The following is an 18,515-nucleotide window of genomic DNA, read 5'->3' on the forward strand; positions in this document are numbered from 1 at the left end:
GCGGCTGTAGCTCAGCTGGATAGAGTACTCGGCTACGAACCGAGCGGTCGGAGGTTCGAATCCTCCCAGCCGCGCCATATTCAAGTCAAAATGCCTCAGCTTGTGCACCCCACAGCCTGAGGCATTTTGCATTCTATGGCTGGGAGAATTTGAACCGAAAGAGGTTCGACCGAAACCTGCAACGCAGGTTGAGGAACGCGGGAGCGTAGCGACGGCGACCCCGAAAGGGGTGAGGGCCAAAGGCCCGAATAATCCTCCCAGCCGCGCCATATTCAAGTCAAAATGCCTCAGCTTGTGCGCCCCACAGCCTGAGGCATTTTGCATTCTATAGCTGGGAGAATGTGAACCGAAAGAGGTTCGCCCGAAACCAGCACTACCTCCTTCTTTTGTCAGGGGATACCCCTACAGCCTCTGCAGTCCGAATTGACCATCGTCAAACTTGCCCAATCTTGCCTTGATAGACTTTCGATAGTTGCCTCACCAATTAACCTCCAGCGCTATCGAATGGAGACGTCATGGATAAGATCCGCCGCGCTCTGCTAGGACAGATTGCTAAACTGACGGCCGGAGCCGCTCTGGTTCCGCTAAGCAGCATCGCTTCCGCAGGTATAAATGATCAGCCGCCGCGAAGAGAAGGTGATCCTGAGAAGCGATATGCCATGCTGATCGACCTCAGGGCCTGCATTGGCTGTCAGGCCTGCACTGTGTCCTGCCATATTGAAAACGAAGCCCCGCTGGGCAGTTTCCGCACGATCGTTTCCCAATACGAGGTTGAGCACGAAGAGACTGGCGACTCGGCAACCTTCATATTGCCCCGGTTATGTAACCACTGCGAGAACCCGCCCTGCGTTCCGGTGTGCCCGGTACAGGCCACGTTCCAGCGACAGGACGGCATTGTCGTTGTGGATAATGAGGTGTGTGTTGGTTGTGCCTACTGTGTGCAGGCCTGCCCCTACGATGCACGGTTTATTAATGAACACACCCAGACGGCGGATAAGTGCACGTTTTGTGCCCACCGACTTGATGTCGGATTGCTGCCGGCCTGCGTCGAATCCTGTGTGGGTGGAGCTCGGGTTATTGGCGACCTGCGCGACCCTGACAGTCAGATCAGCCGGATGATGAAAAAACACTACAACGAATTGATGGTGCTTAAACCGGAAATGGGCACATCGCCTCATGTGTTCTATCTGGGTATGGATGAGCGGTTCGTATCCCGTCCGGATGCCAAGCCTGCCATCTGGGATGTGCGCACTCAACACGGTGAGGAGATAGGCTATGAATTCAGCGGTCATTGAGGTTCTCGCACCCCGCTACGGTATCGCCTGGTATCCGTGGGCGGTACAGTATTTTTTCATGATTGCCGTATCCTATTCGGCCTTGTTGCTGACCGTTCCTGGGTTGTTGCTTGGCAAGAAGAGCTACCAGCCTCTGGCAAAAGTAGCGCTGTTGGTTACGGTCAGTTGCACGCTGGTAGGCCCGGTCGCACTGTTGGCAGACTTGCACCAACCGCTAAGGTTCTGGCACTTCTACGCCAACCTCACTCCCTGGTCCTGGATGTCGATCGGCAGCCTTTTATTGCCGGTGTATCTCTTATTGGTTGTCGCTTATGCCTGGCTTGCCTGGCGGCCTGCCATGCAGGAACAGGCGCAGGGTGAGGGCTGGATTGCCAAGCTGTCTGGTTGGATAAGCCTGGGTCAGTGGCATGCGCCACGCTGGATGTTGGTGCTTTCAGGCCTTGGGGCACTGGTGTTTTCTCTGGGTATCATGATTTATACCGGTGCTGAAGTCGCCATCGTAAAAGCGCGACCACTGTGGGATACCCCCTGGTTACCGGTCATGTTCGTACTGACAGGGCTGGTTGCTGCAGCGGGGCTGGTTATTTTAATCAACCGCCTGATGACCGGTAACGATGAAGACGTTAACGAACAGAGTCTGAAGGTGGTTTTCGTCAGCATGGTTCTGTCTGCGTTGGTGGCGGCATTATGGATTTCGGAAGGCATTACCGGTTTCAGTCCTTCGGTAGAACAGGCGCTGGTGTCTCTACAGGGGAATCCGGAATGGCGTGCTGTGGCGATTTACGGCTTGCTGGTGGGTATAGCTCTTACGCTGTCTGCAATCGTAATGTTACGCCGCCCGGGCTGGCTTGGCCGCTCCTGGATTGCGGGCCTGCTGGCTGTACACATTGGCTGGACCTTCCGCTGGATGGTGTTGATGGAGGTGCAGACTGTGGCGAAGAATACCGCCGGCTACTACCACTACGCCATTGAAGCCGGGTCTAGCGGCTTACTGGGTATCATCGGCACTTTCGGGCTATGGCTAGCCGCGCTGCTGATTATTGACATTCTGGTGCCCTGGAAAAAGGGCCTCCAGACAAGTCCCCACTGATTCACGTCTTCGGAGCGAGATTATGGACAATAAACGTCGTAATTTCCTGAAAGGTGCAGCTGCCGCAGGCGGTGCCGCGACCTTCGCGGCGGGCTACTACGGCCCGCTGGAAAAAATGGGCAAAGGCCTGGTTAACGGAACTTCGGGCAAGGCCACCGCTGACCGGCTGCATGGCAATAGTCTAGCGCCGGAGTGGTCGGTCGACCCTAAAACCGGAGAGGTAACACTCAATCCGGAACAACGTACTGCCTTCACAGTCTGTTATGGCTGCACTACTAAATGCGGCGTGCGGGTACGTATTGATAATAATGAAGACAAAGTACTGCGGGTTTCCGGTAACCCTTATCACCCGTTGTCGTCCGACGAGCATCTGGATGAAAGAACGCCGGTGCTGGAAGCCTTTCAGCGTATGAGCAGCTTTCAGGATCAGGGGCAGCTCAACCGCTCTACAGCGTGCGCCCGCGGCAATGCGGCTATGTCCCAGTTGACCAGCGACCAGCGCGTGCTTAACTGCCTGAAACGAACTGGCCCCCGGGGCAGCAATCAGTGGGAAACTATTCCGTTTGAACAGCTGCTTGATGAAATCGTGGCCGGTGGTGACCTGTTCGGTGAGGGTGAGGTTGAAGGCCTGCGCTCCATTCGCGACGTGAAAACGCCGCTGGACCCGGACAACCCGGAGTATGGGCCAAAATCCAATCAGCTTCTGATGATGGAGGCCACAGACTACGGTCGATCTGCGCTGCTCAAGCGCTTCGCATTCAATGCCTTTGGTACCCGTAACTATGGGCATCATGGCGCCTACTGCGGGCTTGCGTTCCGTATGGGCTCCGGTGCGTTGATGAATGATCTCGCGAAGAATGCTCACGTGAAACCGGACTATGCCAACGTGAAGTTTGCGTTGTTTATCGGGACCGCGCCGAGCCAGGCCGGTAACCCGTTCAAACGCCAGGGCCGTTTGCTGGCCCAGGCACGAACCACGGGTGAAATGGAATATGTTCTGGTGGATCCGGCCCTGACGGCGGCCGCTTCCCATTCTGCCAGCGACCGGAATCGCTGGATTTCCATTCTTCCCGGCACAGACACTGCACTGGCGATGGCTTTGATTCGCTGGATGCTGGCGAATGAAGCTTACGCCAAGGATTATCTGGCTCTGCCTGGCAACAACGCTGCCCGGCACGCAGGTGAGCCTGGCCACACCAACGCCACGCATCTGGTGATTGAAGACAACAGCCACCCGAGAGCTGGCTATTTCCTGCGTTTGAGCGACATAGGACAAGCGGAATCAGGGGCTGAAGATGATTACCCGGTCGTGGTCAATAGTGCTGGAGAGTTGGACAGCTCTGAGGTCGCTGACAGCGGCCAGCTGTTTGTTGAGCGTACCGTGGAAACCGGCAGCGGCCCGGTAACCGTCCGCAGCTCATTGTTCAAGCTGCGCCAGGAAGCGATGCAGTACAGCATTGAAGAATACGCAGAGTTCTGTGGCATTGAGGCCGATGTTATCCGCAATCTCGCCCGGCGCTTCACCAGCTTCGGGCGCACTGCGGCCGCGGATACCCATGGGGGTATGATGTCCGGTGCTGGTTTCTATGCTTCCTATAGCATTAACATGATTAACTTGCTGGCCGGCAGTTTTAACCAGAAAGGCGGAGTGGCCAAAGGCGGCGGTAGCTTCAACGGTGTTGGTGCCGGGCCCCGTTACAATCTTGCGGACTTCCCCGGAAAGGTCGGGCCCAAGGGTGTGTTTCTTTCACGCTCACGTTTTCCGTATGAGAAAACCAGCGAATACAAGCGTCGTGTGGCAGCGGGAGAGTCCCCGTATCCGGCGACCGCGCCCTGGCGTTCGCTCGCGCCACCGATTCTAACTGAACACTTGCTCTCAGGCCTTGAGGGATACCCCTATAGAATAAAGGCCATGATAGGCGTCATGGCCAACCCGATGTACGGCCAGGCTGGCCTGACATCTTTGCTTGAAGAAAGGCTCAAGGACCCGAAAAACATTGGCCTGTTCGTGGCGGTGGATGGATTCATTAACGAAACCAACCGTTTTGCTGACTACATTGTGCCGGACTCTGTGATGTATGAAGTCTGGGGCTTTACAGGTGCCTGGAGCGGCACGCTGACCAAGATGACCACGGCCTGCTGGCCCGTTGTCGAACCGCGCCAGGCAAAAACCTCGGCCGGTGAGCCAGTCAGTATGGATAGCTTCTTCATTGAATTGGCTCAGCGCCTTGACCTGCCAGGCTTCGGTGACAATGCCATCGAGGGCGCTGATGGTCAGATGCACCCTCTCAAGCGGGCCGAAGACTTCTACTTGCGTGCTGCTGCGAATATCGCCATGTCAGGTCAACCCTTGCCGACGCCGGCGCAAGAAGATATCAACGCCAGTGGAATCGAATCGTTGCTAGAGCGAATCCAGAGTACGGTTGCTGAAGACGAAGCAGGGCCGGTCGCCCATTTGTACTCCCGCGGTGGTCGATTTGAAACCATGGAGAGTGCATATGATGGCGAAAAGCTGGGTCATGCCTGGGCACGCCCATTGTGTGTCTATAACGAGCAGGTAGGCACCAGCATTGATAGTTATAGTGGCAAAAGACTTGTCGGGACACCGACCCACCATGAACCACGGTTCTGGGACGGATCCTTGTTAAGGGATCATTATCCTGAGGAAGAGTGGCCGCTGTTGGCATTTTCGTTCAAGTCGAACCTGATGAACTCATACGCCATAGGGCTTGAGCGCCTTCGTATGATCAAGCCCTACAATCCGGTGCTTTTGCACCGCAACGATGCGGAGAAATTCGGGGTGCGCCATGGCGACACCATAAGCATTGAAAGCCCGGGGGGCACAGTACTGGCATTGGCCCTTGTAGGGGAGAACGTACACGAAGGCGCGCTTGGCATTGAGCATGGTTACGGCCACAGGGAGCTGGGGGCTGCGAGCCATGTCATTGATGGAGAAGAGCGTGCCGGCAACCCTTATCTGGCGGCTGGCGTGAACATCAACGATCTGGGCTTTTCTGACCCTACCCGCAAAGATGGCACTGCCACCTGGCTGGAGAATGTCAGCGGTGCTTCTGTCCGGCAGGGTTTGCCTGTGCGCGTGCGTGTTGTGGCCGATATGGTGTAAGGCTGCACCTGACTTCCGGGTGCTACAGCTAAAGCGAAGCGGCTGATCGTGCCGCTTGGTCGTAGAGCCCCGATATACCTCTCAGGAAGCCTGCCACCTCACCAGTGTCGGCTCCTGAGAACCCTAATGTCCTTAAGGAATCCACCAGACATTCTTCACGTATTTCCCGGTAGCGACGGCAAACTGCTTTGCCTTTCTCGGTGACCGAATACCAGATCTCTTTACCGTGCTTCTCTGGCACGACAACCTCCTGTTTCAGCAGCTTTTTGAGCGCATAAGTCACGGTATGGCTATCTTCCACGTTCAGAACCAGGCATATGTCGGCGGTCTTTTTTGCGCGGTCCCGGTGGTTCACGCTGTGAAGAACCAGTATGTCCAGAGGGCTGAGTTCGGGCAGACCGGCCGCGTTCATACAACGCACCATCCAGCGGTTAAAAGCATTGCTCGCCACGATCAGCCCGAATTCCAGCTCGGACAACTCCATTGCGCTGTCTGAAGCAAGGTGGGCGGACGATACGATCGGGCCCACTTTACGCTGGGCGCTATTTGTGTCGGGATTCTGCGAAGAATCGTTGGTTTTTTTCATGAGGAAGCAGGAGCTCTTTATCTATTATGTTTCATTGGTGTATCTGCGCCAGGGCTCTTTAGTTACCCATTTTTCCGGGAAGGTAGGTCACGATTTCCGGGAACAAAGTGATGAGAATTACACCACTCAGGATCAGCAGGAAGTAAGGTAGTGCTGCCCAGGCGATTCTAAGAATGTTTTCCCCGGTAAGCCCCTGGATGACGAAGAGGTTAAAGCCGACCGGTGGCGTAATCTGGCTCATTTCCACAACAATCACGAGGTAGATACCGAACCAAAGAGGGTCAATGCCCGCCGCCTTAACCATCGGAAGAATTACTGAGGTGGTCAGCACCACAACGGATATGCCGTCGAGAAAACAGCCCAGCAGAATAAAGAACAGAGTTAGCGCTAGCAGCAACATGTAAGGCGACAGACCCAGGGTATCAATCCAGGCGGCAAGCTCCCGCGGGATGCCGGTAAAGCCCATCGCACTCGTCAGAAAATGGGCACCAATCAGAATAAAGGCGATCATTGATGAGGTTTTTACCGTGCCCATTAACCCGCTCACGAAGGTATTCCTGCTCAATGAGCCGCTTTTCCAGGACAGAAGGTGTGCCAGTGCCACGCCGATGGCAGCTGATTCTGTCGGGGACGCCAGGCCGGCATAGATAGAGCCGATAACCCCGATAATGAGCAGCATCACAGGAATAAGGGGGCGGCTGCGGCGTACTTTTTCCCGGAATGAGAAGGATTCGGCCTCACCAGCGGGCACGCCCGACGGGTTCATTAGCGACCAGACCATCACGTAGCCCGCGAACAGGGACATGAGCATCAAGCCGGGCAGGATACCCGCAACAAAGAGCCGGGCGATGGATTGCTCTGTTGCAACTCCGTAGACAATCAGAATGATGGACGGTGGAATCAGCAACCCCAGGGTTGCTGAGCCGGCCAGGGTGCCGAGAATCTGGTTCTTGTTGTAGCCGCGGTTACTGAGTTCCGGTATCGACATCTTGCCAATGGTGGCGGCTGTGGCTGCCGAAGAGCCGGAAATAGCCGCGAATATGCCGCAGCCGATTATATTGGTATGCAGCAGTCGCCCGGGTACTTTGCCAACCCAGGGAGAAATGCCACGGAACATCTCTTCGGACAGGCGTGAACGAAACAACACCTCACCCATCCAGATAAACATTGGAAGCGCCGCGAGGTCCCAGGACACACTGGCACTGTAGAAGGCCGTGGAAAGACTGTCGCCTACGGGGATACCGCTGAAAAAAAACAGGGCTATACAGCCGATGCCAGTTAGTGAAAAAGCGACCCAAAGCCCGCTGGCAAGAAGCACCAAAAGCACACACAGCAGTAGCAAACTCATCCAGATCATTTCCATGAGCTCACTCCTCGGGGGCGTCGTTAACGAGCTGGCTGATTCTGCCACTGGCAAGCAAAAACAGGGCGTCCAGCAAAGCAATCAAAAGCCAGATCAAGCCGAGCGTCATGACCGCTTGGGGAATCCACAGAGGTACGGGCACCATGCCAATCGAGAGGTCGCCAAAATCGTGACTGTCCAGTGCCAGTCGCGCGCTGTGCCAGGCGGCAAAGGCCGTAACAGACGCCGCTATCAGGGTTACCAGGATATCCATAAATCGGTGTAGGGGTTTGGGGAGGTGCTGCAGCACCAGGGTGACGCGAATATGGCCGCCTTGCCAAAACGTATAGCCAAGGCCGAAAAATGTTGCGCCAAGCAGCAGGAATGCTGCGATCTCTGCAAGGCCTGGTACAGTAAGCCCCATAGCATCGAAGCCGGCCCAGCCCATCAATTTGTCGAGCACTCGGCCAAGAACCTGAGCCACGATCAATACCATGATGAGTGTCAGGCTCAGTGCTGAGAGTGCACCGCCCAGCTTGTAAAACGCATCAAGCGCTCTGCGCATGGGTCTGTCCTTTTGTTATGACCCCTATTGCAGGGCGGGGACAATTCAAGCGCCAGTACAACCGAGATTCGGCCGTTCTGGCGCCGCCGGGTGACTATTGTTCGTTATACGCGTCAAGCAGAGCCTGACCACTTTCGCCAGCACGGCCGAGCCATTCTTCGGTCATGGTGTCGCCGATTTCCTGCAAATGCTTGACCAATTCAGGGGAAGGTTCGGACACCTCAATGCCGTTATCCTTCATGATTTTTATCTTGGCGTCAGTTTCGGCTTTGCTGGCGTCCCAGCCCCGCTTTTCAGCTGCCGCTGCTGCATCTTCCAGTGCCTTTTGGGTCGCTTCAGGCAGTTTGTTAAAGGCCTTCACGTTTACGACCACCATGTTTTTCGGTAGCCACAACTGAGCGTGATTGAAATGCGTCAGGTAGTCCCAGGCCCGGGTATTAGCGCCTGTCGAAGGGGATGTGATCATGGCATCCACACGACCTGTTCCAAATGCAGTTGGTATGTCTGGCACTTCGACTTGAGTGGGCAGAGCGCCTAGCAGCTCGGCGAGCTGTTCGCTCGACTTGTTATAGGCCCGCATTTTTACACCCTTAAGTTCATTGCCTGTTTCAACGGCAAACTGGGTATAAATTCCCTGCGGTGGCCAGGGCACAGCAAATAGAAGTTTCAGACGTTGGCCTTCGAGGCGCTTGGAGAGTACGTCTTTTGATGCCTGCCAGAGTTTCCATGCCTGGTCATAATCACTGGCGAGGTAGGGTACTGAGTCCACTTCGAACAGAGGGTCTTCGTTGGCAAGGCGCGACATGATCAGTTCACCAATGGGAACAAGACCGCGGCGAACGGAGTTTTTGATTTCCGGGTGTTTGATCAGAGAGCCACTGCTGTGAACCGTGATATCGAGCTCACCGTCTGTTGCTTCTCTGACATCGTCAGCGAACTGGCTGATGTTAACGGTATGGAAGTTGGAGTCGCCGTAGGGTGTGGGCATATCCCAGTCGGTCGCCTGGGCGTTAGCTGCTGCTAACGAGAGGGCGGCTGCCGAAATTACGGCTCCAAACCGTTTCAAGTAAGGTACAGAAACAAGGCGCTGGCGAACGGGTGTGGTATTTATTGTCATGATGGTTGCCTCTTGGCGCTGAAAATATTTGAGAGCGACAGTTGTGCATGCGGGTTTACGTTCTAAAGCACGGATTTTTACGGAAGTACTGAAACCGGTTTTGTGCTTTGTCTGGTAAAAGCTAGTCGCGAGCCATCACGCCGTCAAATTTATTGTTACAAAGTGATGATGTTTATTCGATGTTATATCGACAAAATATCAATAAAGTGTGCTTGTAGTTAAGGGTAAGAGCGGGAAGAAGTCAGTGCTGTGGTGGGAGCAGACAGAACCAGCAGATGCCGGTTCTATCTGAGAGTTTTAAATGGGTATTGTGCTCAAGGCTGTGCGCTGCCCATGATTGCCTCCATTTCACCGGGTCGCGGAGCGCCCTGTTTCATCTGGACCGCCCCGTTGTTGTCTTTATAGTAAGTGCTCGGAGTGGCACTCAGCCCCAGGCTGGACATCAGCTGATTGTTTTTCTGAACCGTTTTGGCGTACTTGCTGACGATGTTGCGATCCACTTCAATGCCACCTTCGCCATGGTTTTGCTGGTTCTCTTGCAGAGCATCACGTGGGTTCTCTGAACCCAGGATAGTCGCGGCCTTTGGCAGGCTGTCCTGTCTCAGAATACCTACCATTACATGGCGCAACTGTACTTTTCCGGCGTCTATCCAGGGTTCTGCGGCCTGGCGGAACCGGTGGCAGAACGGGCAGTTGGGGTCGGTAAACGTATAGACAACCACGGGGGCGTCGGCGTCGCCATCACGCACCCAGTCTGCAGTCTCAATCTGGCTCCAGGCTTTTTCATTTTGGGGCCCTGTAACCAGCTCCTGTATTTTTGCCTCGGTAAGGTTTTTACCCTTGGCGTTCAGCATGGTTCCCACGATCACATGCTGGTTATCTGAAGTGAGATAGAAAGCAATAGGGCGGCCCTGCATGTCGCCAACGTAGCCGGTCATATTATCGGGCGCCTCGAAGCTGCCGGCGACTGTTACGCCACGATCAATCAGTTGCTCAACGGCTTCGGGGTGTTGCTCCTGCCCTTGAGCTTGCAGGCTCAGACCGCTGGCGGCCAATGCTGTGGCAAGAAGTGTGTGTTTGAGTACGGGCTTCATTAGTTGCATTACAAGTCTCCGGTTCCGTCGGTATCAAAGCTTCTGAGGTTATGGGCCAGTGAGGCCCGCGACAGTTCTCCAAGGTGGGCGTTTACCTGCTGGCCGTTGGCATCGTAGAACAACGTTGTTGGCAGAGCCTGGCTGCCGGTGGTTCGGCCAAGGCTGGCACTGGTATCGGTCAGAACATTCTTTAGCGAGAGCCCGTGTTGGCTCATAAAGCGGCTGATTGTTTCCGGTTGTTCGCCCTGGTTTACAAAGACAAATGTGATACCGGGATTTTCCTGCTGAGCTTGTTCCAGTACCGGCATTTCACGAATGCATGGCGGGCACCAGGTAGCCCAAAGGTTGACGACCATGGGTTTGCCGCCTGCCACTTCTGCCAGCGCCACCGGCGTGCCGTCCAGCAAAGTGAATGTTGCATCAGGAACGCCCCTGGAGCTGCTTTCCATAAGGTATATCAACAATGACAAAGAGCCCCATACCAACAGACCCGAAGCGCTGGCAATGGAGAGTGATCTACGGATTTTCGGGTGGCGCCAGAGCTTCCAGCCGATAAGAAAGACTGCACCGAGTAGACCGGCAATGACGCTGAAGCCGCCATCCCTGATATCGATAATGCCCCAGAGGTTTTCCTGGTAGTACTCGAAGTACTGAATAACAAAGCCGATACGCGCTGATACCAAAGCAACGAGAAAAATATCGGATAGAGTGCCTGCTATGGGCACGCCTTCCTTGCGCCCGGTAATGGCGCCAACAATCAGCGCAATTACGAAAGCAGTGATTAATAGAAGCTGGGCCAGAGGTAAGCTCAGCGGGCCGATATTAACCGATAACATCATCTCTCCTTGTTCATGATTGGCGTGCCTACGACCGGCAGTTTGCGCATGAGTTCCTGGTTTGCCTTGTCTTTGGCTGTCAGATCGGCGTGCAGCAACTGCATATCCGGCAGGGCCACGGCCGCTGTTCCTTACCTGATGGATAACGTCCTGAAGTATTCAGCAAATGGCTGTATTGTGATAATTGATACGGAAGTGGAAACGATAACCATGTGATACGGTGGCATACTGCCCACCTTTAATTGATACACCCTGATTGGGTACTGACATGCTATTGAACTGTGATATTGGTGAAAGTTATGGCGCCTGGACGATGGGGCTGGACGATCAGGTGATGCCGTATATTGACCAGGCGAACATAGCCTGCGCCTTTCATGCCGGCGACCCGATGGTCATGAGCAACACGGTAAGGTTGGCGCTGGAGCATGAGGTAGCCCTGGGCGCACACCCTGCCTACCCCGATCTGCAGGGCTTTGGGCGACGCTCGATTGCTTGCAGCCCCGATGAGATTCACGCCATGGTGCTTTACCAGGTGGGTGCGCTGAGTCATATCGCTGCTGCACAGGGCGGAAGCCTGAGTTATGTGAAGCCCCATGGTGCGCTCTACAACGACATGATGCGGAACGAGTCTGTTCTCCGGGCTATTCTCGGTGCGCTAAGCCAGTCTCCGGGGGAACTGGCACTGATGGCGATGACCACGGCAGATAATCAGCCTCTGAAAACGCTTTGCGCAGAATACGGGGTAGGGCTGTTGCTGGAGGCGTTTGCTGACCGTGCTTATGATGAAAAGGGCTATATTGTCTCACGCAGTACCCCGAATGCCGTGCATCACGATCCCGACACCATTCTGCGTCAGGCTGTTGCAATCGCCAGAGGCGAACCGCTCCAGACGATAGACGGCAAACCATTGCACCTTGAAGCAGATACCCTCTGCGTTCACGGCGACAACCCTGAGTCTGTCGCCGCTGTGCGTGCAATTCGTAAGGCCCTTGAAGGTCAGGCGGGCTGAGCCTTGGTCAGAGCCTGAAGCGTGACACCAGGTTCTGTAACTCACTACCCAGTTTTGCCAGCTCTGAACTGGAGCTGGCGGTCTGGTTGGAGGATGCCGCAGACTGGTCGGTAAGGTCACGAATGCTGGTGACATTCTGGTTGATCTCTTCTGCTACGGACGTTTGTTGTTCTGACGCTGTCGCAATCTGACTGTTGTATTGCTTTATTTCGTCGACGGAACGGGTGATACGTTCAATGGATGCGCCTGTCGCGGTGGCTCTTTTAAGGGTGTCAGCGGCCATAGTTGCGCTGGACTCCATCGCGGATACTGAGTCATTCGAGCTGGTTTGCAGGGATGTCACAAGGGTCTCGATTTCCTGGGCGGAACTCTGCGTTCGTTGGGCCAGAGAACGCACCTCATCAGCAACCACGGCAAACCCACGCCCCTGCTCACCCGCCCGGGCAGCTTCAATGGCAGCGTTCAGCGCGAGAAGATTCGTCTGCTCGGCGACAGATTTGATGACATCCAGAGCCGTCCCGATATTAGTGGTTTCATTTTTCAGGCTCTGGATGATTTCCATACTCTGGCTTACCTCATTGGCGAGCCCATTGACCTGGCTCACGGTTTCCCTGACCTCACGCTCGCCCTCAGTCGCCTGATTGGCAGCATCAGATGCGACGGTAAACGCCTGCTCTGCGTTGCGGGCGATTTCTGCAACGGTTGCGGTCATTTCGTTCATCGCCGTGGCAACCTGATCGGTTTCCTGCTTCTGGCGATTGATCCCGTCGCTGGTCTGGCTGGTAACCGTCGACAGCTCTTCTGAAGCCGCCGCGATATTGGTCGCTCCGGACTCAATGCTCCTGACAAGCTCGCGTAAGCCGCTGACCATGGTTGCCAGGGCAGCCATCAGGCGACCTACTTCGTCAGTCCGGCTGTTGTCGATATCAACCGACAGATTGCCGGAGGCAACCTCTGAAGCGATTGCAACGGCGTGATTGATGGGGGCGGTGATTGCCCTGGTAATTAGATAGGCCATCAGAATGCCAAGCAGCACGGCGATGGCTGTTGCGGCAAAAATCAGTGTCGTCGCTTGATTGTGCTCAGATTCCATCTTGTCTGCCTGCGCTTCGCGCAGGCTGTTCGCCGATTCGATCACGCGACTGGCTGTCGTTACCATATCCTGAGATAGCTGCTCGCTGGATTCAGTCAGTGTCACAACATTCTGGAATTCATCGGTGTAGGATTCCAGTGCATTGATGACCTTTGCTTTTTCTTCCGGGGTTATGGCGGCCGAATTCAGTGGTCCCTGAATCCTTGTAGCATCTTCCTGGTACGCTTCGACACTTGTGGGATCGCGCTCTACGAGGAACTTGCGCTCCGAACGGCGCATATCCTCAAACATCGCCGAGGCAAAAAACAGCGAGCTGTGGGCTTTAAGCGAAGATCCCAATACCCGGGCTTTTGTTTCAAGCCTGTCAAGAGCCTCTTCCCGTTGGCTTATATTGGACTCCACATTACTCATCAATGCCTGGTATTGCGCGATATCAGACTGAATGTTTTCCAGGGTGCTGATGTCTGCGTCAACTGCCAGCAACGGCTTGACCTTGCTCGTGATTTCGAGAACTTCATCGCCGAGGGCCCTGGATGCGAGCACGTCCTCGGCATTACCCGAAAGTAAAAAATTTTTCTCTTCGACTCTCGCTTCAGTGAGCCCCGTGTTCACCTGTCCCAGCATGGTTACAATGGCTGAGCGATCACTGACGGCGTCCAGTGCCCGACTGCCAACGACGCCAACAATGACGGTGAGGAGCAATAACAGCGCAAAGCCGCCAGCCAGCTTGCTTCGGATGGTCATGTTGCCGGAGAAGTTTTGAAGTGCCATACAGTGTCCCTGGGGCTTGTGAGCGTTACCAGTTATGCCATTCGGGTCATTCAGAGAATCATGAATTGGCGGTTTTGATACGCAAAAGCGTTGGTTGAACCTTTTATTGTGTCTCTATTAGGTACGTACCAGGGCTAAGATTCAATTTGTTTTAGGTAACATATGGTTGCGGTGGCAACAAAAGTGGGGCTGATATCCAGTCCCACTTTTATAGCGCATCTGCATTGTCCTGAGATAACAAAGGGGAAAGTCGACCCAATGATCACCACATCAGGTCGTCGGGGATTTCATAGCCTGCATAGGGGTCATCTTCGCCCACATCGTCTTTTTTGCGGTCATGGAGTACAACCACTGCCTGTTCATCGCGCTCTATAACCTTGCGAGCAACTCCGTCGGCGACGATCTCGTACGCTCCATTGACGAATACAATGGCAAGCCGGCCTCGGGAGAGCTGGTCCGCCATGGTGTCATCTACATACAACTTCTTTATTTTCTTGTCGTGGACGAACTGGTACGACGTTTCACCCCGGCTGCGATCCAGTTTGTTGGTGTCCACCAGTTGGCGAATCTGGGCCTGGATGGCCTTTTTCTCGGATTCCTGCTGGCGCTTGAGGTTCAGCTGGCGATCGCGTTCTGCTTTTTCTTCGCGGGCCTGGCGAGCGCGGATTTCGGTCTCATTGACCTGGACTGCGCCCTTGGGTTGTTGTTTGCGCTGCTTGTGTTTCTCGTTGCGAATAGCCTTGGCCTTTTTTTGATCGGCCAGGCCCGCTTTTAATAGCTGATCTTGCAGGGACGCCATGGGGTAACTCCGTTAATTGGTCACAAATTCTGGTATTCTATCGGGACAGTATACGCGCTCGTGTCTACCTTCTTAACCAGCAACCGCTGATTCCGGGATTTTCTTGTATGTCTTCCTTTAAAGATCTTGATCTGTCTGCCGCCATGCAGGCCAATCTTGCCCAGCTGGGCTTTTCCAGGCCCACAGAGATTCAGGCCAGGGCATTGCCCCATTGTCTGGCAGGGCGCGATGTCATTGCCATGGCACAAACGGGTAGCGGTAAAACGGCGGCTTTTGGTATCGGGCTGATCGAGAATCTCAAGCCAAAGCTGTTTGCGGTGCAGGGCCTGGTCATGTGTCCTACCCGTGAGTTGGCGGATCAGGTGGCCAAAGCCTTGCGGGAGTTGGCTAGGGCGCAGGAAAATATAAAGATTCTTACCCTGTGTGGCGGTGTGTCTATTGGACCACAGATCGGTTCCCTGGCTCATGGTGCTCATATTGTTGTGGGCACTCCGGGGCGTATCGCTGATCACCTGCGCAAAGGCACCCTTGACCTGAAACGCCTCAATACGCTCGTTCTGGATGAAGCAGACCGGATGCTCGATATGGGGTTTCAGGATGCCATGGAAGAAATTCTGGGTTATGCGCCCAAGCAGCGCCAAACGTTGATGTTCTCAGCGACCTGGCCTGAATCCATTCGCAAGCTGAGTGCAGGTTTTCAGCGGGAGCCCGTGGATGTGCGCGCAGAAGCGCAAAGTGTGAATGCCGATATTCGTGAGCTGTTTTACGAAATTCCAGGGCAGGAGCGTACCCGTGCCATTGTAAGCCTGCTTTCTGAATACCAGCCGGCTTCCTGCCTGGTGTTCTGTTCCATGAAACAACAGTGCGATGAATTGGCTGTCGAGCTGGGTGCTCAGGGCTTCTCGGCTCTGGCATTGCATGGTGACCTGGAGCAGCGTGAGCGCGACAGCGTACTGGTACGGTTTGCAAACCAGAGTTGTCAGGTTCTGGTAGCAACAGACGTAGCGGCCCGTGGCCTGGATATCAAGGCCTTGCCGCTGGTGATAAATGCAGAGCCCGCGCGTGATCCGGAAGTGCATACCCACAGGGTCGGTCGCACAGGGCGGGCTGGTGAGGCCGGACTGGCGGTTACTTTGTGCAGTCCGTCACAAGGACACAAGATCAATCGTCTTGAGGCCGAGCGCGGCAGACCGGTTACCTGGGGTGATACAGAAATTTTGCTATCTGTTCCGCCAAAGCCGGTGGCACCCGCAATGAAAACACTGTGCATCGCAGCCGGGCGAAAGGAAAAGCTGCGTCCGGGCGACGTACTGGGTGCCTTGACCGGCGAAGCCGGGCTGAACGGAAAATCCGTTGGCAAGATTGATCTGTTCGATTTCCAGTGCTTCGTTGCTGTCGAGTCTGGACAGGCGAGGCTCGCCCTGAAGCGCCTTGAAGAGGGAAAAGTAAAAGGTCGCAAGCTAAGAGTCAGGCAGGTCTGAGAGTGGGTGTTGTAGGCGTGTCCATGGAGGCATAGTGGATAAGAACCGCTCGGAAAGTCCGTATAGTCATTTGCATTTTGGTTGCTCACAGCGTGCGAAACCGGTAAATTACGCAGGATTTTGCCCCCCGGTTTGCTCCGGTGCGCTATAGGACTTAGGTCTTATGCGTGTCTGTTTTTCCGGGAAAAAGACCATGAATTAATAACAGGTAGCTATTCAATATGGATGACCTGATGTCACAAGCCATCGACCTGATGGTTGCGGGTATGGGATTCGTGTTCGTGTTCCTGATTGTTCTGGTGTTCGCGACCCTGCTTATGTCCAAACTGCTCACCCGGTTTGCACCGCCTGAGCCTGCAACTCCAGCCAAGTCACCTCGCGCCAAGCCGAAGGCGCCAGCATCAGTTGATCCTGATACGGCAGAGGCGATTAAAAAGGCGATTGCACAATTCCGGTCGCGCCACAAGAAGTGACCCGGCAACCGATTAGATACAACCTTTAATACAGAAGGCTGACACGATGACTGATACAAAGAAACCGCTGGGGATTACGGACGTTATACTTCGTGACGCCCACCAGTCCCTGCTTGCCACCCGTATGCGGCTTGACGACATGCTGCCCATTGCCGAGAAGCTCGACAAAGTTGGTTTCTGGTCTCTGGAATCCTGGGGCGGCGCTACTTTCGACTCCTGTATCCGTTACCTGGGCGAAGACCCCTGGGAGCGCATCCGTGAACTGAAAAAAGTCATGCCCAATACGCCTCAGCAAATGCTGCTGCGTGGTCAGAACCTCCTGGGTTACCGGCATTACGCAGACGACGTAGTGGAGCGGTTCGTTGACCGTGCCGCCGAGAACGGTGTTGATGTATTCCGTATTTTTGATGCGATGAACGACCCGCGCAACCTGGCGACGGCTATCAAGGCTGTTAAGAAAACCGGTAAGCACGCCCAGGGCACCATCTCTTATACCACCAGCCCGGTGCATACCATTGAGATGTGGGTTGAGCTGGCGAAAGAAGTCGCCGATATGGGTGCCGACTCCATTGCAATCAAAGACATGGCCGGTATTCTTAAGCCTTATGTTGCCTTTGATCTGGTCAGCCGCCTGAAGAAAGAGCTGGATATTCCAATTCACATGCAGTGCCATGCGACCACCGGCATGTCGACAGCTACGGCCATCAAGGCAGCGGAAGCTGGTATCGACAACGTGGATTCGGCCATCTCGTCAATGAGTATGACCTACGGCCATTCGCCCACAGAGGCGATTGTTGCGATTCTGGAAGGTACCGAGCGTGACACTGGTCTGGATCTTGTCCTGCTGGAAGAGATCGCTAGTTACTTCCGCGAAGTTCGTAAGAAGTACGCAAAATTTGAGGGCAGCCTCCGCGGTACCGATTCCCGTATTCTGATCGCTCAGGTGCCTGGTGGCATGCTGACGAACATGGAAGGTCAGCTCAAAGAACAGAACGCTGCGGACAGGTTCGACGAAGTTCTGGCCGAGATTCCCAAAGTTCGTGAAGACCTGGGGTTCATCCCGCTGGTAACGCCGACTTCCCAGATTGTTGGTACTCAGGCGGTACTGAACGTTCTGACCGGTGAGCGCTACAAGTCCATCTCCAAGGAAACCTCTGCCATCCTTAAGGGCGAATACGGTTCCGCGCCGGCGCCGTTCAACAAGGAGTTGCAGGAGCGGGTTCTGGATGGAAAAGAAGCCATCACCTGCCGTCCGGCCGACAATATCGAGCCGGAAATGGACAAGCTGACCGACGAGCTGAAGAAACTGGCGGATGAAAAAGGCATCAAGCTGGCGGATAACACCGTTGATGATGTTCTGACTTATGCGCTCTTCCCGCAGATTGGTCTGAAATTCCTTGAAAACCGTGGCAATCCGGACGCATTTGAGCCGGTGCCCACCGCTGAAGATGCGCTTCCAGCCAAGAAGGCCAGTGGCCCCGAGACTTACACCGTTGATGTTAACGGCAAGCAGTACGTGGTTGCGGTTTCTGAAGGTGGTGAAATTTCCCAGATTCAGAGCGAGGGCGGTGCTGCATCCGCACCAGCGGCTTCTGCTGCGCCAGCTCCGGCGGCCGGTGAAGGCGAGCCTGTGATCGCACCTCTGGGCGGCAACATCTTCAAGGTACTGGTTTCACCAGGTGATGCCGTTGAAGAAGGCGATGTGCTGATTATCCTCGAAGCCATGAAAATGGAAACCGAGATTCGTGCACCCAAGGCCGGCACCGTCGGCGAAGTCTTCATCAAGGTCGGTGATGCCGTCTCTCCTGATGATGAAATGCTGACAATCGCATAAAGGGCC

Annotated in this window: 15 protein-coding genes and 1 tRNA gene; 8 read left to right on the forward strand and 8 right to left on the reverse strand. The window is 54.8% G+C overall.

The genetic code is table 11. The features are described from left to right. The 4 genes from Q4606_RS17315 to Q4606_RS17330 all read left to right on the forward strand — a co-directional run bounded on the left by Q4606_RS17315 (position 1) and on the right by Q4606_RS17330 (position 5,509). Positions 1–77, forward strand: a tRNA-Arg gene (locus tag Q4606_RS17315). A 438-nt stretch (positions 78–515) separates the two neighbouring features. Continuing rightward, the gene (dsrO, locus tag Q4606_RS17320; RefSeq protein WP_303608254.1) at positions 516–1,295 is read left to right on the forward strand and encodes a sulfate reduction electron transfer complex DsrMKJOP subunit DsrO; all 780 of its coding nucleotides are present in this window, start codon (positions 516–518) and stop codon (positions 1,293–1,295) included. Beyond that, positions 1,276–2,385 carry an NrfD/PsrC family molybdoenzyme membrane anchor subunit gene (nrfD, locus tag Q4606_RS17325; RefSeq protein WP_303608255.1) on the forward strand — a complete coding sequence of 370 codons (1,110 nt, stop codon included), beginning with the start codon at positions 1,276–1,278 and terminating at the stop codon, positions 2,383–2,385. The genes dsrO and nrfD overlap by 20 nt, the downstream gene beginning before the upstream one ends. Before the next feature lie 22 nt (positions 2,386–2,407). Further along, complete coding sequence (locus Q4606_RS17330; protein WP_303608256.1) at positions 2,408–5,509, forward strand: molybdopterin dinucleotide binding domain-containing protein; 3,102 nt, start codon at positions 2,408–2,410, stop codon at positions 5,507–5,509. A gap of 28 nt (positions 5,510–5,537) precedes the next feature. Here the strand turns inward: Q4606_RS17330 and Q4606_RS17335 are convergent, their stop codons facing one another. The 6 genes from Q4606_RS17335 to Q4606_RS17360 form a co-directional block, all read right to left on the reverse strand. After that, complete coding sequence (locus Q4606_RS17335) at positions 5,538–6,095, reverse strand: winged helix DNA-binding protein (RefSeq protein WP_303595513.1); 558 nt, start codon at positions 6,093–6,095, stop codon at positions 5,538–5,540. A 58-nt stretch (positions 6,096–6,153) separates the two neighbouring features. Further along, positions 6,154–7,458, reverse strand: coding sequence for a TRAP transporter large permease (locus Q4606_RS17340; protein ID WP_303595514.1), 1,305 nt, complete (start codon positions 7,456–7,458; stop codon positions 6,154–6,156). 4 nt (positions 7,459–7,462) lie between these two features. Next, positions 7,463–8,002 (reverse strand): TRAP transporter small permease, encoded by a 540-nt coding sequence (locus Q4606_RS17345; RefSeq protein WP_303608257.1) that lies wholly within the window; start codon positions 8,000–8,002, stop codon positions 7,463–7,465. Between the two features lie 94 nt (positions 8,003–8,096). Further along, positions 8,097–9,119, reverse strand: coding sequence for a TRAP transporter substrate-binding protein (locus tag Q4606_RS17350; protein WP_303608258.1), 1,023 nt, complete (start codon positions 9,117–9,119; stop codon positions 8,097–8,099). Positions 9,120–9,433: 314 nt separating this feature from the next. Next, complete coding sequence (dsbG, locus tag Q4606_RS17355) at positions 9,434–10,222, reverse strand: thiol:disulfide interchange protein DsbG (protein WP_303608259.1); 789 nt, start codon at positions 10,220–10,222, stop codon at positions 9,434–9,436. Further along, the gene (locus Q4606_RS17360) at positions 10,222–11,049 is read right to left on the reverse strand and encodes a TlpA disulfide reductase family protein (RefSeq protein ID WP_303595521.1); all 828 of its coding nucleotides are present in this window, start codon (positions 11,047–11,049) and stop codon (positions 10,222–10,224) included. The genes dsbG and Q4606_RS17360 overlap by 1 nt, the downstream gene beginning before the upstream one ends. A gap of 268 nt (positions 11,050–11,317) precedes the next feature. On the opposite strand from Q4606_RS17360, the gene Q4606_RS17365 reads away from it, so the two are divergent. Then, entirely contained in the window at positions 11,318–12,058 is a 741-nt protein-coding gene (locus Q4606_RS17365; protein WP_303608260.1) for a 5-oxoprolinase subunit PxpA, read from the forward strand. A 7-nt stretch (positions 12,059–12,065) separates the two neighbouring features. On the opposite strand, the gene Q4606_RS17370 is transcribed toward Q4606_RS17365, so the two are convergent. Beyond that, entirely contained in the window at positions 12,066–13,922 is a 1,857-nt protein-coding gene (locus tag Q4606_RS17370) for a methyl-accepting chemotaxis protein (protein WP_303595524.1), read from the reverse strand. 262 nt (positions 13,923–14,184) lie between these two features. Then, positions 14,185–14,721 carry a DUF2058 domain-containing protein gene (locus Q4606_RS17375; RefSeq protein WP_303595526.1) on the reverse strand — a complete coding sequence of 179 codons (537 nt, stop codon included), beginning with the start codon at positions 14,719–14,721 and terminating at the stop codon, positions 14,185–14,187. A 107-nt stretch (positions 14,722–14,828) separates the two neighbouring features. On the opposite strand from Q4606_RS17375, the gene dbpA reads away from it, so the two are divergent. The 3 genes from dbpA to oadA all read left to right on the forward strand — a co-directional run bounded on the left by dbpA (position 14,829) and on the right by oadA (position 18,509). After that, positions 14,829–16,202, forward strand: a complete 1,374-nt coding sequence (gene dbpA, locus Q4606_RS17380) for an ATP-dependent RNA helicase DbpA (RefSeq protein WP_303608261.1) — start codon at positions 14,829–14,831, stop codon at positions 16,200–16,202. Between the two features lie 221 nt (positions 16,203–16,423). Further along, positions 16,424–16,675: an OadG family protein gene (locus tag Q4606_RS17385; protein WP_303595530.1), complete on the forward strand. Its 252-nt coding sequence runs from the start codon at positions 16,424–16,426 to the stop codon at positions 16,673–16,675. A gap of 46 nt (positions 16,676–16,721) precedes the next feature. Then, positions 16,722–18,509 carry a sodium-extruding oxaloacetate decarboxylase subunit alpha gene (oadA, locus tag Q4606_RS17390; protein ID WP_303595531.1) on the forward strand — a complete coding sequence of 596 codons (1,788 nt, stop codon included), beginning with the start codon at positions 16,722–16,724 and terminating at the stop codon, positions 18,507–18,509. The last annotated feature ends 6 nt before the right edge of the window (positions 18,510–18,515 follow it).

Source organism: Marinobacter sp. 1_MG-2023 (genome assembly GCF_030549045.1).
Taxonomy (GTDB): Bacteria; Pseudomonadota; Gammaproteobacteria; order Pseudomonadales; family Oleiphilaceae; genus Marinobacter.

Excerpts from the sequence above, each read along its gene's own strand:
- dsrO (WP_303608254.1), top strand. The coding sequence starts at position 516 with ATGGATAAGATCCGCCGCGCTCTGCTAGGACAGATTGCTAAACTGACG.
- nrfD (WP_303608255.1), top strand. The coding sequence starts at position 1,276 with ATGAATTCAGCGGTCATTGAGGTTCTCGCACCCCGCTACGGTATCGCC.
- Q4606_RS17330 (WP_303608256.1), top strand. The coding sequence starts at position 2,408 with ATGGACAATAAACGTCGTAATTTCCTGAAAGGTGCAGCTGCCGCAGGC.
- Q4606_RS17335 (WP_303595513.1), bottom strand. The coding sequence starts at position 6,095 with ATGAAAAAAACCAACGATTCTTCGCAGAATCCCGACACAAATAGCGCC.
- Q4606_RS17340 (WP_303595514.1), bottom strand. The coding sequence starts at position 7,458 with ATGGAAATGATCTGGATGAGTTTGCTACTGCTGTGTGTGCTTTTGGTG.
- Q4606_RS17345 (WP_303608257.1), bottom strand. The coding sequence starts at position 8,002 with ATGCGCAGAGCGCTTGATGCGTTTTACAAGCTGGGCGGTGCACTCTCA.
- Q4606_RS17350 (WP_303608258.1), bottom strand. The coding sequence starts at position 9,119 with ATGACAATAAATACCACACCCGTTCGCCAGCGCCTTGTTTCTGTACCT.
- dsbG (WP_303608259.1), bottom strand. The coding sequence starts at position 10,222 with ATGCAACTAATGAAGCCCGTACTCAAACACACACTTCTTGCCACAGCA.
- Q4606_RS17360 (WP_303595521.1), bottom strand. The coding sequence starts at position 11,049 with ATGTTATCGGTTAATATCGGCCCGCTGAGCTTACCTCTGGCCCAGCTT.
- Q4606_RS17365 (WP_303608260.1), top strand. The coding sequence starts at position 11,318 with ATGCTATTGAACTGTGATATTGGTGAAAGTTATGGCGCCTGGACGATG.
- Q4606_RS17370 (WP_303595524.1), bottom strand. The coding sequence starts at position 13,922 with ATGGCACTTCAAAACTTCTCCGGCAACATGACCATCCGAAGCAAGCTG.
- Q4606_RS17375 (WP_303595526.1), bottom strand. The coding sequence starts at position 14,721 with ATGGCGTCCCTGCAAGATCAGCTATTAAAAGCGGGCCTGGCCGATCAA.
- dbpA (WP_303608261.1), top strand. The coding sequence starts at position 14,829 with ATGTCTTCCTTTAAAGATCTTGATCTGTCTGCCGCCATGCAGGCCAAT.
- Q4606_RS17385 (WP_303595530.1), top strand. The coding sequence starts at position 16,424 with ATGGATGACCTGATGTCACAAGCCATCGACCTGATGGTTGCGGGTATG.
- oadA (WP_303595531.1), top strand. The coding sequence starts at position 16,722 with ATGACTGATACAAAGAAACCGCTGGGGATTACGGACGTTATACTTCGT.